This is a genomic window from Acidovorax sp. 62 (assembly GCF_002754495.1).
Lineage (GTDB): Bacteria > Pseudomonadota > Gammaproteobacteria > Burkholderiales > Burkholderiaceae_C > Acidovorax.
Genome location: NZ_PEFJ01000001.1, coordinates 3244706 through 3259708 on the forward strand (window position 1 = coordinate 3244706; position 15003 = coordinate 3259708).

Sequence of the window (15003 nt, forward strand, 5' to 3'; positions counted from 1 at the left end):
CCGAAGGGAATATTTTCTAGCACATATTTCTTGCCCATCACAAGCAAGCCAACACAAGCCCTTTCATCTGCACCACGTGCAGACAAGTAAATTTCACAAATTACTCGTCAACCGTGACCAACCCCATATCGACACCAGACATCAGCTTTTCAATATCCAGAAGAATTAGCATCCGCTCTCCCACGGATCCCAACCCTAAGATGCAACTGTTATCAATCGCACTTTCAATATCGGGTGCAGAACGAATACTATCCGCAGTCAACTCCATAACATCACTCACAGAATCCACAACAATTCCGACGACTCTATTGCGCAAATTCAAAATAATAACAACAGTAAAACTATTGTAATCTGCCTGCGCGCAATTGAATTTGAGTCGCATATCAACAATAGGAACGATAGTTCCTCGAAGATTCACGACCCCTTTAATGAATGCGGGGGCATTGGCGATACGAGTTGGTTGCTCGTACCCTCTGATTTCTTGAACCTTCAAGATATCAATGCCGTACTCCTCTTGATCCAACCGAAAAGTCAGATACTCCCTGGCCCCAGCTGGAGCCACATCTGCAGTTTTTCCAACAACACTCATAACAGCTCCTCAAATTGCGATCAAAACCAAATTCACTGATCACAACTTCTATTTAATGCCTCGCCCGGCGGACCAGGCCACCCGTATCCAAAATCAATGCAACGGTTCCATCGCCCAAAATAGTAGCACCAGATACATTTGGAACCTTGCGGTAATTAGACTCGAGGTTTTTCACCACAACTTGGTGTTGTCCAAGCAATTCGTCTACAAGCAGCGCAACACGACTGCCATCGGCCTCCACCACGACCATAATATTGCTTGATTTATTCAAATCAAATCGTGGGACTTGGAATATTTTCTCCAGCGCGATGACAGGCATATATTCATCACGAACTTTAACCAGTTGGGAGCCTTGCGCAACCGTACTCACATCATCAGCATTGACCTGGAAAGACTCAACCACAGAGGAAAGCGGCAAGATATAAACCTCTTCTCCGACCCCAACCGACATCCCATCCATGATGGCCAGTGTCAATGGAAGGCGCACGGAAACCTTCATGCCATAGCCTTCTGCCGAATCGATTTCAACAGAGCCATTGAGTGCGGCGATATTCCGCTTGACAACATCCATACCAACACCGCGACCAGATACGTCCGTAACCTCTTCGGCAGTAGAGAATCCAGGGGCAAAAATCAGCTGCCACACTTCTGAGTCCGTCATCTGATCAGATACATCAAGCCCACGCTCTTGGGCTTTTTTCAGTATCTTTTCACGAGACAAGCCCCGACCATCATCGCGGACATCAATCACAATCGATCCGCCCTGGTGGGATGCCGACAAAGTGATCGTTCCGTGCTCAGACTTGCCTTTCGCCAATCGATCTGCAGGCAATTCAATCCCATGGTCACAACTATTTCGAACCAAGTGCGTCAAGGGATCTGTGATTTTCTCGACCAGTCCTTTGTCCAATTCAGTGGCTTCACCCAAAGTCACCAAATCCACTTTTTTACCCAGCTTGTTCGCCAAGTCTCGCAACATCCGTGGGAAACGGCTGAACACAATAGACATGGGGATCATGCGAATCGACATGACCGACTCTTGAAGGTCTCGGGTGTTGCGATCCAGATCTGCCAAGCCAGCTAGCAATTGTTGGTACGCACCAGCATCCAAACCCCGGCTGTTCTGCGCCAGCATGGCTTGTGTAATCACCAACTCACCGACGAGATTGATCAGTTGATCCACCTTGTTCACGGCCACACGAATGGTTGTTGACTCCATCTGTGCTTGTGATGGCGCCTTTTGCTCGGACGACTTAGGCGCCACGGCCTTGGCGCGGGGTGCTTCATCGGCCACAGGAACCACAGCGTGTACAACCTCTGCGACCGCACCAGGAGCTCCTGGTGCATCATTAAAAAATCCATAGGCCGCGTCTGTATCGGACGCTGCTACAGGGGCCATCTCCGCGTCAGGCAAAACAGCAACCGTCGCCGCACCAGGATCCACGAAACGGACTTGATCTTTGGATACATGGAAAGCAAAGAGGTCAAGCAAATCTTCAGTGGAAGACGTTGTCTCTACCGCAAACACACGCATATCAGGAACTGCACCCGAAATATCCTGAATGGAGCCCAGCCCCGCAATGTCACGGAACAACTCTTTGATCGCATCGGCTTGCTCTAGGCGCTCAAGCGGTCCGATGTGAATCTCCAGTTGCCGAATCTGACCAGGGACATGAGGTGCTAGCGCTGGTGCTGCAGCTACAACCGGAGGAGCAGCAACGGAAGCCGGAGCATAAGCAGGCGGAGCCAAAGGCGTTGAATCCGACGGAGGAAGGCCTGCAGCAAGGTCACTGATGCGCTTTACCAAAGCAGTGGTGGAGACAGCTTCACCTTGCCCACCAGCCTGATGCCGGGCCAGCAAACTGCGAGAGGCATCTGCCGACTCCAGCAGAACGTCTACCATTTGTGGGATGGGCTGAAGTTCGTGTCGACGCAGCTTGTCGAGAAGCGACTCCATCTGATGGGTCAACTCAGCCACATCAGAAAAGCCAAAAGTTGCAGCCCCCCCCTTTATGGAGTGAGCGCAGCGGAAAATCCCGTTGAGCTCTTCATCATTGGCGTTGCTTAAATCCAGATCCAAAAGCATTTGCTCCATTTGGTCTAGATTTTCCCCAGCCTCTTCGAAAAAGATCTGATAGAACTGACTCAGATCAAAATCAGCGCCTGACCCAGATCCTTCTTGGTAGGTTTCTGCCATGGTTGGCTCCTATTGGATTTTCTAAACTAGGCCGCTTTAGCGGATTACCTTTTGAATCACTTCAATGAGTCGATTGGGATCAAAAGGCTTAACCAACCACCCCGTAGCACCCGCAGAGCGCCCTGCCTGCTTCATTTGGTCACTGGATTCGGTTGTCAAAATCAAAATAGGAATGGTTTTGAACTTTGGATGCTCACGGAGTTTTCGCGTGAGGCCGATACCGTCCAGCCTTGGCATGTTCTGGTCCGCCAAAACCAGGTGAATGTCATGGCTTTCCGCTTTTTCAAGGGCATCTTGCCCATCCACCGCCTCCACCACGTGGTAACCCGCACCAGTCAAGGTGAAAGACACCATTTTTCGCATGGATGGTGAATCATCTACGGCAAGTATCGATTGCATGTAAGGCTCCAACTGACTTGAATATTTAGGTTAGCCAATAACGTGACGATCAGAATAAATCGACGGAACCAGCATCCATTTCGCTCTGTGTAACAGGGTTTGGCCTGTCGGGCGCCATTTCGGCAAAGGGTGCAGCTTCTTCACCCTCCTCTTGCCCCATGGCTTCTGAAGCAAGGCGAAAAGCACAGCCTTGTAATACCTTGGTGGTGTGCCAAATCAACTGAGACGCCATGTCCTGAAACTGCAATTCAGTCACAGCACTGCGCAAGGCATTTTTCGCAGCCTGCAGTTCAGGAGAGTCTGCAACAAAGGAATCCGTCAAAACGGCATTGGCCTCGCCAAAGCGTTCGAGCAAGTTGTCTGTTGCATGACTAAGCAGGCCTTCCAAGCGGTGCAAGTCGTGCATGACAACCAGCAACGAGTCCTGGAGTTCTGCTGCCACCATGACAGGAACTTGAACCCCTGGCCCTCCAGGCGTTGTTAGCGTAGATTGCATCGTTTCTCCATCGCAAAAGCAGCCACAAAGCACGCGCGTGCCATCAAAGACGGCGTTTTATGGACATTTTGCTACTAGCAAGCCCAATTGCCTGAACTTATTGGACGCTGGGCAACCAACCCCCTCAATCGGACAAACACCCTTGTTTGTTCCAAGATGTATCCTATGATAACGCCCCTATGGTCACGATAGCACCAGAGCAACAGCTTCAAATACTCCACCTTGAAGATTCGCTTGCTGATCAAAAACTGGTGCACCGCGTCATTCTTCGGTCGTACCCCTCGGCTGCCATCACACCGGTTGACTCTCTGGATGCCTTTGCGACACTTGTTTCCCTGAGGTCATTCGACATCATCCTAGCGGACTACAGGCTCAACGGGTTTACGGCGCTTGATGCATGGCAACATGTTGCGCAATTGCATCACCGCCCCCCCTTCGTTCTGGTTTCAGGAGCGGTTGGCGAAGCTGCTGCGGTCGACGCCATGCACCTCGGCATCGCCGACTACCTTCTCAAAGACGACATTGGCCGACTCCCCCATGTCATGGCGCGCGCCATTGAAGTGCACCAAGCCAATAAAGACCGCGAGCTGGCCGTGGCAGAGTTGGCAGAGTCTCAAAAACGGCTGGCGGCTTTAGCGGAGCACTTACAGACATCCATTGAGCAAGAGCGCGCAGCCATCGCACGCGAAATTCACGATGACATCGGCGGGGCACTGACCGCAGTTCGCTTCGACATCGCATGGATAGGTCGGCACGCCACGACCGACGCCATGAAAGAGCATGCAGCGGCGGCCACAGACATGTTGCAGCATGCTGTGGGTGCCAGCCAGCGCATCATGATGAACTTGCGCCCCCCGGTGCTGGAGCAAGGGCTGGCCGCGGCGGTCAAGTGGCTGGCATCAGGTTTTGAGAGAAGAACAGACATCCCGACTCACGTGCGCCTCAACAAGGAAGACATCCATGTCAGTCCAGAAATCCAACTGGTGGCGTACCGCACCGCCCAAGAGGCACTGACCAATATTGGCAAATACGCGCAGCCCAGCAAAGTGAGCATCGACCTATCCGACTACGAGGGCGTCCTGACCTTGGAAATTGCAGACAACGGATGCGGCATGGGCCCCGAAATGCGAACCAAGCCCAAAGCCTTTGGGCTCAAAGGGCTTCAAGAAAGAGCTCGCACTGTTGGCGGCTGGCTGGATATCAGCAGTCAACCCACAAAAGGCACATGCATCACGCTGACAGTCCCGCTAACATCATCACCAACAAAATACCAAGAGGGGGAAGTTTGTGGCGATTAATGTTGTTCTGTGCGATGACCATGCCGTACTGCGTCGGGGCATCCGCGACACGTTGATTGAAGCCCATGACATTCAGGTCGCAGGAGAGGCTGGCAGCTACTCAGAGCTTCGGGAAGTTTTGCGCAGCGCGCCCTGCGACGTTTTGCTCCTTGATCTCAACATGCCTGGCCGCAGTGGACTGGAAGTGTTGGCAAGCCTGAAAGAGACAAATTCGGAGATCAAGGTACTGGTGGTGTCCATGTACCCAGAAGACCAATACGCCCTGCGATGCCTCAAAGCAGGCGCCCAAGGATATGCCAACAAGGCAGGGGATCCCGTGGCACTGATTGCAGCGGTTCGCACCGTCATGCAGGGACGCAAGTATTTGACTGCCGAGGTGGCACAGATGCTGGCAGAAAGTCTTTCGCAGCCTGTGCAAGAAACACCCCACGCCGCACTGTCTGAGCGCGAACTGCAAACACTCATCAAAATTGCATCAGGCCGTCGCCTGTCGGATATTGCAGAAGAACTGATGCTGAGCCCCAAGACAGTGAGCGTCTATCGCTCCAGGGTTCTTGAGAAGCTGCAACTCACCAACAATGCAGAACTGACGGTGTACGCAATACGCAACCAACTGGTATAGCAGACGCGTGGTAGCTTGCAGCAAGCGCACTGTATCGGTCAGCCGCGAACGAGGGCTATCTCTGTGCGGCAAAAATATCCACAGCCTGCTGCATGAGCGTCAAGATAGGCTGCTCGAGCATGGGTAAGGTGGCTGTAATACCGAGCATCCCGACCGTGAGTGTCACAGGGAACCCCACGGCATAAATATTCATCTGTGGTGCAACGCGGGATATCACCCCCAACGCAAGATTGACGAATAGCAGCAAGGCAATCATCGGCAGCGCAATCCACAAAGCGCTCGAGAACAGCGATGCCCCTAGTTCGTACAACCGCATCTGATTCAAGGCACTTAAAAAATTGCCGTTCACGGGAAATCGATCGAAGCTCTTGACGACCGCCATCACCACCATCAAGTGCCCATTAACCACGATGAACAACAACATGGACACATTGCCGAAAAAGCGAGCTACTGCACTGATTTGTGCATTGCTTGCCGGGTCAAAAAATGAAGCGAAATTCAACCCCATCTGCAAACCAATGATTTCCCCTGCCAGCTCCACAGAAGAAAACACCAAACGGACAGCGAAGCCAATCGATAAGCCAATCACCACCTGCTGCACGACGGCCCCAATCGCATCTCGCCCATTGATATCCACGATTGGCTGATTGACCAAAATACCCTGGGCACAGAGGGCAACAAGAAACGCTAAGCCAATCTTGACCCGCATGGGAATCATGCGCATGGAGAAAATCGGCGCCACAGAAAATACCGCCAGCACCCTCAAAAATGGCCACAGCACTGGCGATAGCCACGCAACCAGTTGCGCCTCATTGAAGGTGATCACGCGCAATCCAACGTCAACCGACAACGCTTGGAATGGATTCAATGGTCCGACGGATGTAATCCACCAAAGTGCTGATCATCCAGGGGCCACCAATGGCAAACACAATCATGGCTGCGATCAGCTTGGGCACAAAAGCCAGCGTCGCCTCATGGATCTGCGTCACTGCCTGAAAAATGCTGACCACCAAGCCCACAGCCATGACCACGCCCAATACGGGCATCGAGATCATGAGCAACAAGGTCAGGGCATCTCGCCCCATGGTCAAAACCATCTGAGAAGTCACCGCAAGCTCCTCGGGTCAAGTCACAAAGCTGGCAGCCAATGAACCCAGGAGAAGGTTCCATCCATCGGCCAGAACAAATAGCATGAGTTTGAAAGGCAGTGCAACCAGCACAGGGGACAACATCATCATCCCCAAAGACATCAAGATACTGGAAACCACCATATCGATAACCAGAAATGGGATGAAGATCATGAACCCTATCTGGAAAGCAGATTTCAACTCACTTGTCACAAACGCCGGCACCAGCACCCGCAGCGGCGCTGTTTCGGCGGTCACATCAGACCCCAAACGTGCCAAACGGGAAAACAGGGCAAAGTCTGACTGCCGCGTTTGCTTGAGCATGAATTCGCGCATGGGCGCCTCTGCTTTTTGCAACGCTTGTTCAAAACCAATGGCATTCGCGGTGTAAGGCACATACGCATCCTGGTACACCCTGTCCAAAGTCGGCCCCATCACGAACATCGTCAAGAAGAGGGAGAGTCCAATGATGACTTGGTTGGGGGGAGCCGATTGGGTGCCCAGCGCCTGCCGGAGAAGCGACAAGACAATCACGATGCGCGTAAAGCCTGTCATCAACAGCAGCACGGCAGGCAAAAAGGAAAGCGCCGTGAAAAATAGCAGTGTCTGAATGGGCACAGAATAGCTATTACCGCCAGAGCCTGCCCCCACCAGGATCGGTAAAGAACTTCCTGCCGTTTGGGCCATGGCGGGCGACTGCGCCAGTGCCAGTACCAGCCCTGTAGCAACCCCTGCCAACGCCTGCGAAGGCCGCAACCCGTGCGCCCACGCGAGGCCGTGGCGCACTGGGCTACGCATCTGCTTCTTTCAAAGCTGACGCCTGCGCTATTTCCTGCGCAAAAGAGACGTGTCGCTCTGCTGTCGGTAGGGGAACAGGGGAGGCCGGAATGGTATGCAAACAACTCACATGCTGCGCAGTCACCCCTAAAACCAGCAGTGTTCTGGCGTGCTCAGGCCCCACCTCCACTGTCACCACCCGCTGCTGAGGGCCTATGGCCACTGCCGAGAGCACCTTGGACGCAGCCGCGGCACCAGAGACGCCCGAGGCGCCCTTTCGTTGTTGCACCCAACGCACCAACCATGGCAAGCACGCCATGCCTGCAATGAACAGAACAACAACCAACAAGGTCTGGGTCATACCTGGACTATCCACGGCTCACGCGCCGCAGACGCTCTGAGGGCGTCACCACATCGGTGAGACGGATACCGAACTTGTCGTTCACGACCACCACTTCGCCTTGGGCAATCAAGTAGCCATTCACCAGCACATCCATTGGCTCACCCGCCAATGCATCCAACTCCACCACTGAGCCCTGAGCCAATTGCAGGATGTACTTGATCGGAACTTTGGTGCGCCCCAATTCCACGGACAGTTGAACAGGAATGTCCAACACCATGTTGATGTCATTGACTGTTCCATCACTGCCACCGGAGAAAGGCCGCACAGGCTCTCCAGACAGAGGCCCCCCCTGCTCTGCATCGGCAGGTTTGTCGTCACGCTTTTGCTCTTCCAGTGCTTCAGCCCAACCAGCAAATGGATCGTCTGCAGCGTCTTTGTTGTTTTCTTCAGTTGACATCTTTTTCTCCAAGCCAGCTCATGTCCGCACTTCGCAAGCACTCTTCAATGCGAATAGCGTATTTAGAGTTGTGCGTTCCGTACTGGCATTCAAAAATGGGAACCCCACCAATAGAGGCCTTGATACGCGGCTCTCGGTCCAGTTCAATAAAGTCACCTGGCTTCATCGCCAGCAATTGCTCCACAGTGGCATCGGCTTTGGCAAGTTCGGCCACCAGCGTCACTTCAGCGGCCTGGATCTCACGGGTCAAAACACGGACCCAGCGACGATCTACCTCAATGGAGTCGCCTTGGGTCGATGAATACAAAACATCACGAATAGGCTCCAACGTGGCATAGGGCATGCACACATGGATCGCGCCGGACAGGTCTCCGATTTCCAACTGAAACGCCGTAGACACCACGATTTCGCTCGGGGTCGCAATATTGGCAAACTGGGGCTGCATTTCTGAACGCTGATACTCCAGTTCGAGCGGGTAAATACCGTGCCATGCTTTTTTGTATTCCGCACAGATCACGTCCACCAAGCGATTGATCACCCTTTGTTCCGTGGGCGAAAAATCCCGCCCCTCGATACGGGTCTGGAATTTCCCCACACCGCCGTACAAGGTGTCGATGATGCCGAACACCAGCGAAGGCTCACACACAATCAAACCGCTGCCGCGCAACGGACGAATGGCCACAATATTGAAGTTCGTGGGTACAGCCAGTTCGCGCAAGAACGCGCTGTAGCGCTGCACGGAGACAGTACCCACCGATATCTCTGGGCTGCGGCGGATAAAGTTGAAGAGCCCGATACGGAAATTGCGAGCAAACCGTTCGTTGACGATTTCCATCGTCGGCATGCGGCCACGTACGATGCGCTCTTGGCTCGAAATGTCATAGTTACGGACCGAGCCAGCCTCGGCGACTTCCTCGACCGACTTCTGGCTCTCGCCCGTGACCCCCTCAAGAAGTGCATCAACTTCTTCTTGCGACAGGAACGAATCACTCATAGATGACCCCCTTGCGCGTCACTGAATGATGAAGCTCGAAAAGAGTACCCGTTTCACTGGGTTCTTATCGGCCTTGCGCCTCGCAGCGCGCTCTTCGGGATCTTCTTCTTCACCTTCAGCAACCACCCGTTTCTTAGCAACGGGCACTGAAAACCCCAGTGGTTTGGACACTTCCCGAAGAATGTCATTGGCCAGCTTCTCCTTGCCTTCGCGCTGGAGCAATTCGCCCGATGTTCGCTGCGACACCACCATCAGGATGCCGCTTCGAATCGAAGGCAAGTACTGCTTGACTTGGTCTGCTGTTTTGGCATCAACCACCTCCAGAGTGATACCAATCTGCGCAAAGCGCTCGCCCCCAGGGTCAGCCAAATTCACCACCATGTTGTCCATGGGTAAAAAAGTCGGTGGCGTCTTGGCGGCCTCTTTAGCTGGCGCGGGCTCTTCTGCGGCCTCGTCATCCTTGGGATGGGCACGACTGGAAAGAAACCAAGCGGCAGCGCCGCCTGCAACCACCAGCAAGGCGACCACCACAATGATGATCACCAGCATCTTCTTGCTTTTGGTCTTCTCCTTGGCCGGAGCGGCGGGTGCATTGGCAGACACGGGGCGGATTCCTTGCTGTGTTCAGCTGCCCAATCATGCCCAACAAGGCAATGACCAGACGCTAGGTTGCATTGTCGGGCGGGTACTCAACCAATAATAGCCAGAATAAAAGCCCAAAACCATGACTGTCCGGCACCTCACGCTACCGACGGCGCCATAGAACAAGCGTCTTCGGCTGCCTGTGGGCACACTCAAACAAATACATCCAGTGCGCGGCGCCCATCCACCCCGGCTGATTTACGCTCCGTGGCGCTATCCGCCGCAACAACCTTCGCTTGGCCCGTGCGTGAATCTGACCCTTGCTGGGCCTCGCCCCCCCGCGATTGGCCATCACGCGCCGAAGTCCCCACACTGGCACCCGACAAGATCAAACCTTGATCACGCAGCATGTCACTCAATTGCGCCATGCTGCCGTCCAGCATTTGGCGAGTTTGCTCCTGGTCGCTGCGAAAAGTCACATGGGCCTCGTTACCAGACAGAGAAACTGAAACTTCCACAGGTTGGCCGTCCCTCGTCAAAGTCATTTCTGCATTCTGGGTTTTCTGATTCACCCAGTAGGTGACCTGCTCGGCCAACGCATCTTCCGCTCCGGGAGGCACCAATCCATCCGAGCCACCGGCAACTGCCGTACCGCCATCGGAACGGGCTGCATCTGACTCCAGAGCCTGCGCGCCCCAGCCCCCTTCACCGCCATAGCTTGTCGCACCCATATCGCTGGAGTCACGCAACCAGCTTTCAGCACCGCCACTTCCTTGTAGTTCTGCCAACACGGCTGCGCTGTCCAGCCCAGCCAGCCCCAAAGACTCTCGCCCCCCCAAACCTTCATGCACTGCGGGCACAACGCCAGACTCACGCGTGGGCGCCACGGAAGCAAGGGCCCCTGACAATACCGTCGCAGCATCAGCAGCCCCATTGGCGGATTTACCTGGCTCTGCCCCTCCCGACTTCCCGGCCAGGGAACCCGCCAGTGCACTCAGGGCTTCACTGCGTTGAGCAAAACTCGTGGTGCCGCGCGCAAGTGTGGGGCGCCCTTGAGCCAGCAAGCCTGCTGCGGTATCGCCGTCCTTGACATCACCCAGCTTGTCCAGCACAGCGGTTTGCGCAACCAAGCCATCACCCATGGGATCCAGAGCCCAAGCAACGCGAAAACTGCCCACCAAACCGTCGCCCCCCGCTTGACCAACCGCCCCCGGCAAACCACTGGTACTGGCACTGGGAGCAGCACTTCCCAGAGCCGAAGCCAAGAAGCCCTGCACGTTAGAGAGTGCAGCGGGGTCATACATCTGCCCGGCAGCAGCAGACAAAGGGTCGATGATCGCGCCAAGATCCGATGGCTCTGTCGCATCATCGGCAGGCAGTCCATCCCCCAGTGCAGCCATCAGGGCCATAAAGCCCCCTTGCGCCGCCGGATCCTGCGCAGCGTCGTTAGCGGTCTTGGTTGCGCCTTTGGCGCGGACGGCGGCATGGGCACCCTGCGAGGACTGCTGGTTGGTAATTCGAGACTGTTCCATTTCAACTCTCCTGCCCTACAGGGCCATTGGCAGTACTGTGGTACTTGATTGCGGCTCGCTCGTCCGTTTGCTTTTGTTCGCGGCGTGCTTGCTGCAACGCCACATCACGGCGACGCGCCTCTAACACCTTTCGCAAACTGGCCAAACGCAGCTCAGCCGCCAAAAGCTGCCGAGATGCGGCATCCACCCGCTGAACCAGCTCCTGCACCACCCCTGACTGAAGGCCCGCTGCATGCCCCAAGCGACCCATGAACTGGTTGTGGTGGTACATCACCTCGGGCTTGAGGGTGGCACCTTCTTTGGCCCCCCAGCGCCCCTGGATCTCCTGTGCATAGCCCTCCAGTTGCGACAACTGGTTCAGCGCCGCTTGTTGCGACGCCTGGGCGTTCTGTAGCGTTTGCCGCGCCTCATCGCGCTTGCGCTCCGCAACGCTCACGGCCACCATCAGAGCATTCAGGGCAGACATGACATCCCCCTGGGCTAACTGTCAAGCACTGCAGCCATGGCTGCAACGCTCTGGTCCATGGACGCGGCATCAAACATGTCCTGCTGCAGGCATGCGGCCATTTGGGGTTGCAACCGGATCGCTTCATCCAAGGCTGGATCTGAGCCGCTCATGTACGCCCCCACCTGCACCAGATCGCGGCTCTTCTGATAGCGCGAGTAAACCGCCCTGAAGCGTCGAGCCAAATCAAAGTGCCCCCTGGATACCACGTTGTGCATCACGCGCGAAGCCGATTGCTCAATGTCGATGGCAGGAAAATGCCCGGACTCCGCCAACGCCCGGGACAAAACAATGTGTCCGTCCAAAATCGCCCGCGCCGCATCAGCAATAGGATCCTGCTGGTCATCCCCCTCCGACAACACCGTGTAGAAAGCCGTGATCGACCCCACGCCATGCAGACCATTGCCACTGCGCTCCACCAACTGAGGCAACTTGGCAAAGCATGAAGGGGGATACCCCTTGGTCGCCGGTGGCTCACCAATGGCCAATGCAATTTCACGCTGGGCCATGGCATAGCGGGTCAGCGAGTCCATCAGCAGCAACACGTGCTTGCCCTTGTCACGGAAGTGCTCAGCCACAGCCGTGGCGTAAGCAGCGCCTTGCATCCGAAGCAGAGGCGGCGCATCGGCAGGGGCAGCCACTACCACCGATCTGGCACGGCCCTCCTCCCCCAAAATATCTTCGACGAACTCCTTGACCTCGCGGCCCCGCTCGCCAATCAAACCCACCACGATGACATCGGCACGGGTGTAACGGGCCATCATGCCCAACAGCACGCTTTTGCCCACACCAGAGCCTGCAAACAAACCCAGGCGCTGCCCCCGCCCTACGGTAAGCAATGCATTGATGGCACGCACCCCTGTGTCCAACGACTCACGCACTGGATCACGGTCCATGGCATTGATCTGACGGCGGTCCATCGGCTCAGCCACCACATCTTGCACAGGCCCACCATGGTCCAAAGGCAGCCCCTGCGCATCCACCACGCGACCCAGAAGTCCATCCCCCATGGGCAGCCGCAGCACCCCGGCCCGTGGAACAGGGCGTGCCGTCTCGCCCAGACGAGGTGTGGGCACATAGGGCGCAGCAGGCACAACACTCGCCCCACTGGACAAACCATGGATATCTCCAGCAGGCATCAAAAATGCCTTGTCAGACGAGAAACCCACCACCTCAGCCAACACCGGCGCATGGCCAGGCATCTGAACCATGCACTGCGAACCGACAGGTACGCGGATACCGGCCGCCTCCAGCACCAACCCCGTCAAGCGCGTGAGGGTTCCACGCGTCTCCAGCGGGGTGCCTGCGGCCACGCGTTCACGTGCGTCGGTCATAAACCGCTCCCAAGACGAGGCAGGTTCAATCGGCATGCTCATCCCCCTCCAAAGAGGGCTCTTGCCAGGGAGACTGCAGCCCCAAAGTAGCCACAGCGCGATCCCAGCGCTTGGCAAGCGTCGCATCTACGACCGTGCCACCAGACTCAACCTGGCAATCACCTGCGGCAATCGCTGCATCCGGCAACCATTGCACCCCCGAGCCCCCAACCAATGAAGTCAGCGGTGCTTGGACCGCCTCCATGTCTGACGGGTTCATGCGCACCACGGCGGGCCGCCCTTCAGACAGCAGCATACCGACCGCCTCCTGAACAACCGGGAGCAAAACCTGCGGATTGCAAGACAACTCTTGGCGCACCACTTCTCGGGCGATATCGCAGGCCAGGGCCAAAACATCCTGGGCCATCTTTTGCTGGATACCCGCCAAAGACGCGTCCAGAGACTGCGACACAGCATGCAGGCTTTGCGCCAGCTCCTGCCCTTGCTGTGCCACATAGTCATCCATGCGGCGCTGCCACTCCAAGGCCGTTTCAGCCTGCGCCTGAGCAAAGCCTTGGGCATAGGCATCATCACAAGCCTGTTGCACAAGGGCCAACTGCGCCGCTTCATCAATCACCGGGACTTCCGGCAACGCCTCTGGCTCAGGTTCTGGCTCCACCAAATCAGAGCCATCCACCGCGCCAAACTTCCACTGCGTGACGGCACCCACCTCTTCGCTGGGGATGAAGCGGGAGTAGTAACGCTGATTAGACGAAGGCATCATCACCACCACCGCCAATCACAATCTGACCTTCGTCCGACAGACGGCGCACGGTCTTGAGGATTTCCTTTTGCTGCGCCTCCACCTCGGACAACCGCATCGGGCCACGCGACTCCAGGTCGTCGCGCAAGGCCTCTGCCGCGCGAGAAGACATGTTGGAAAGAAACTTCTCGCGCAACTCTGGAACAGCCCCTTTGAGCGCCACGATGAGCGTTTCCGAAGCAACTTCCTTGAGCACGGTCTGGATTGCCTTGTCGTCGAGCTTGAGCACGTCTTCGAACACGAACATCTTGTCCATGATCTTCTGGGCCAAATCCGGGTCGTAACCACGAATGGACTCCAGCACCACCGCATCCATATTGCCGCCCAGCAAGTTGATGATCTCCGCAGCGGCCTTGACCCCGCCCAGCGAGCTCTTGCGAATCTTGTCGCCACCGGCCAGCACCTTGAACAACACCTCGTTGAGGTCTTTCAAGGCCGTAGGCTGAATACCCTCAAGGGTTGCAACGCGCAGCAATACCTCGCTGCGCTGGCGGTCTGTCAGTTGCATCAGCACCGCAGCCGCCTGCTCAGAGTCTAGGTGCACCAAAATCGCGGCCACGATCTGGGGGTGCTCATTGCGCAGCAACTCCGCCACCGAAAGAGGGTCCATCCACTTCAGGCTTTCAATGCCCGAGACATCCCCGCCCTGCAAAATCCGGTCGATCAGCAAAGAAGCCTTGTCATCGCCCAGCGCACGCCGCAGCACAGAGCGCACATAGTCACCCGTGTCAGACACCAGCAGGCTTTGCGCAGATGCTGCATCCGAAAAACGGTTGATCACGCTGTCCACTTTTTCGCGCGAGACCGACTTCATGCGAGCGATGGTTTCGCCCAGCTTCTGCACTTCTTTGGGTGACAGATGCTTGAAAACCTCTGCGGCCTCTTCCTCGCCCAGAGACATCAGCAAAATCGCCGCGTCGTTGAGACCTTGTTCATCCATGGAAAATCG

18 protein-coding genes are annotated in these 15003 nt (G+C 55.9%); 2 read left to right on the plus strand and 16 right to left on the minus strand.

Translation table 11 applies throughout. The features are described from left to right. Positions 1 to 100: 100 nt before the first annotated feature. The 4 genes from CLU86_RS14520 to CLU86_RS14535 are packed head-to-tail and all read right to left on the minus strand — an operon-like array spanning position 101 to position 3681. On the minus strand, positions 101 to 589 hold the full coding sequence (locus CLU86_RS14520; RefSeq protein ID WP_099656744.1) for a chemotaxis protein CheW: 489 nt from the start codon (positions 587 to 589) through the stop codon (positions 101 to 103). A gap of 52 nt (positions 590 to 641) precedes the next feature. Then, positions 642 to 2786, minus strand: coding sequence for a chemotaxis protein CheW (locus CLU86_RS14525; protein WP_099742106.1), 2145 nt, complete (start codon positions 2784 to 2786; stop codon positions 642 to 644). Positions 2787 to 2822: 36 nt separating this feature from the next. Then, positions 2823 to 3185, minus strand: a complete 363-nt coding sequence (locus tag CLU86_RS14530; RefSeq protein WP_007853722.1) for a response regulator — start codon at positions 3183 to 3185, stop codon at positions 2823 to 2825. Between the two features lie 49 nt (positions 3186 to 3234). After that, positions 3235 to 3681, minus strand: coding sequence for a hypothetical protein (locus tag CLU86_RS14535; RefSeq protein ID WP_099656746.1), 447 nt, complete (start codon positions 3679 to 3681; stop codon positions 3235 to 3237). Positions 3682 to 3860: 179 nt separating this feature from the next. Here CLU86_RS14535 and CLU86_RS14540 point away from each other — a divergent pair, with 179 nt between their 5' ends. Together CLU86_RS14540 and CLU86_RS14545 are read left to right on the plus strand one after the other, a co-directional pair. Further along, positions 3861 to 4979, plus strand: a complete 1119-nt coding sequence (locus CLU86_RS14540) for an ATP-binding protein (protein ID WP_099742107.1) — start codon at positions 3861 to 3863, stop codon at positions 4977 to 4979. Beyond that, positions 4969 to 5601, plus strand: a complete 633-nt coding sequence (locus CLU86_RS14545; RefSeq protein ID WP_233195024.1) for a response regulator transcription factor — start codon at positions 4969 to 4971, stop codon at positions 5599 to 5601. The genes CLU86_RS14540 and CLU86_RS14545 overlap by 11 nt, the downstream gene beginning before the upstream one ends. 55 nt (positions 5602 to 5656) lie before the next feature. On the opposite strand, the gene fliR is transcribed toward CLU86_RS14545, so the two are convergent. The 12 genes from fliR to fliG all read right to left on the minus strand — a co-directional run bounded on the left by fliR (position 5657) and on the right by fliG (position 14994). Further along, positions 5657 to 6427: a flagellar biosynthetic protein FliR gene (gene fliR, locus CLU86_RS14550; RefSeq protein ID WP_099658813.1), complete on the minus strand. Its 771-nt coding sequence runs from the start codon at positions 6425 to 6427 to the stop codon at positions 5657 to 5659. Between the two features lie 13 nt (positions 6428 to 6440). Then, entirely contained in the window at positions 6441 to 6710 is a 270-nt protein-coding gene (gene fliQ / locus CLU86_RS14555; protein WP_099656748.1) for a flagellar biosynthesis protein FliQ, read from the minus strand. 15 nt (positions 6711 to 6725) lie between these two features. Then, positions 6726 to 7526 carry a flagellar type III secretion system pore protein FliP gene (gene fliP / locus CLU86_RS14560; protein WP_369803823.1) on the minus strand — a complete coding sequence of 267 codons (801 nt, stop codon included), beginning with the start codon at positions 7524 to 7526 and terminating at the stop codon, positions 6726 to 6728. Then, positions 7519 to 7866, minus strand: a complete 348-nt coding sequence (locus CLU86_RS14565) for a flagellar biosynthetic protein FliO (RefSeq protein WP_099742108.1) — start codon at positions 7864 to 7866, stop codon at positions 7519 to 7521. Before CLU86_RS14565 ends, fliP begins: the two co-directional genes overlap by 8 nt. A 7-nt stretch (positions 7867 to 7873) precedes the next feature. Next, the gene (fliN, locus tag CLU86_RS14570; RefSeq protein WP_099656751.1) at positions 7874 to 8305 is read right to left on the minus strand and encodes a flagellar motor switch protein FliN; all 432 of its coding nucleotides are present in this window, start codon (positions 8303 to 8305) and stop codon (positions 7874 to 7876) included. After that, on the minus strand, positions 8295 to 9299 hold the full coding sequence (gene fliM, locus CLU86_RS14575) for a flagellar motor switch protein FliM (RefSeq protein ID WP_099656752.1): 1005 nt from the start codon (positions 9297 to 9299) through the stop codon (positions 8295 to 8297). Before fliM ends, fliN begins: the two co-directional genes overlap by 11 nt. 18 nt (positions 9300 to 9317) lie before the next feature. Next, entirely contained in the window at positions 9318 to 9902 is a 585-nt protein-coding gene (fliL, locus tag CLU86_RS14580; RefSeq protein ID WP_233195025.1) for a flagellar basal body-associated protein FliL, read from the minus strand. Positions 9903 to 10093: 191 nt separating this feature from the next. Then, positions 10094 to 11413: a flagellar hook-length control protein FliK gene (locus CLU86_RS23065; RefSeq protein WP_233195028.1), complete on the minus strand. Its 1320-nt coding sequence runs from the start codon at positions 11411 to 11413 to the stop codon at positions 10094 to 10096. 1 nt (position 11414) lies between these two features. Next, entirely contained in the window at positions 11415 to 11879 is a 465-nt protein-coding gene (fliJ, locus tag CLU86_RS14590) for a flagellar export protein FliJ (protein WP_099742109.1), read from the minus strand. Between the two features lie 14 nt (positions 11880 to 11893). Then, positions 11894 to 13252 carry a flagellar protein export ATPase FliI gene (gene fliI / locus CLU86_RS14595; protein ID WP_233195030.1) on the minus strand — a complete coding sequence of 453 codons (1359 nt, stop codon included), beginning with the start codon at positions 13250 to 13252 and terminating at the stop codon, positions 11894 to 11896. Between the two features lie 25 nt (positions 13253 to 13277). Beyond that, positions 13278 to 14015: a flagellar assembly protein FliH gene (locus CLU86_RS14600; RefSeq protein WP_099743589.1), complete on the minus strand. Its 738-nt coding sequence runs from the start codon at positions 14013 to 14015 to the stop codon at positions 13278 to 13280. Beyond that, positions 13999 to 14994 (minus strand): flagellar motor switch protein FliG, encoded by a 996-nt coding sequence (gene fliG / locus CLU86_RS14605; protein WP_099656755.1) that lies wholly within the window; start codon positions 14992 to 14994, stop codon positions 13999 to 14001. The genes CLU86_RS14600 and fliG overlap by 17 nt, the downstream gene beginning before the upstream one ends. Between the last annotated feature and the right edge of the window lie 9 nt (positions 14995 to 15003).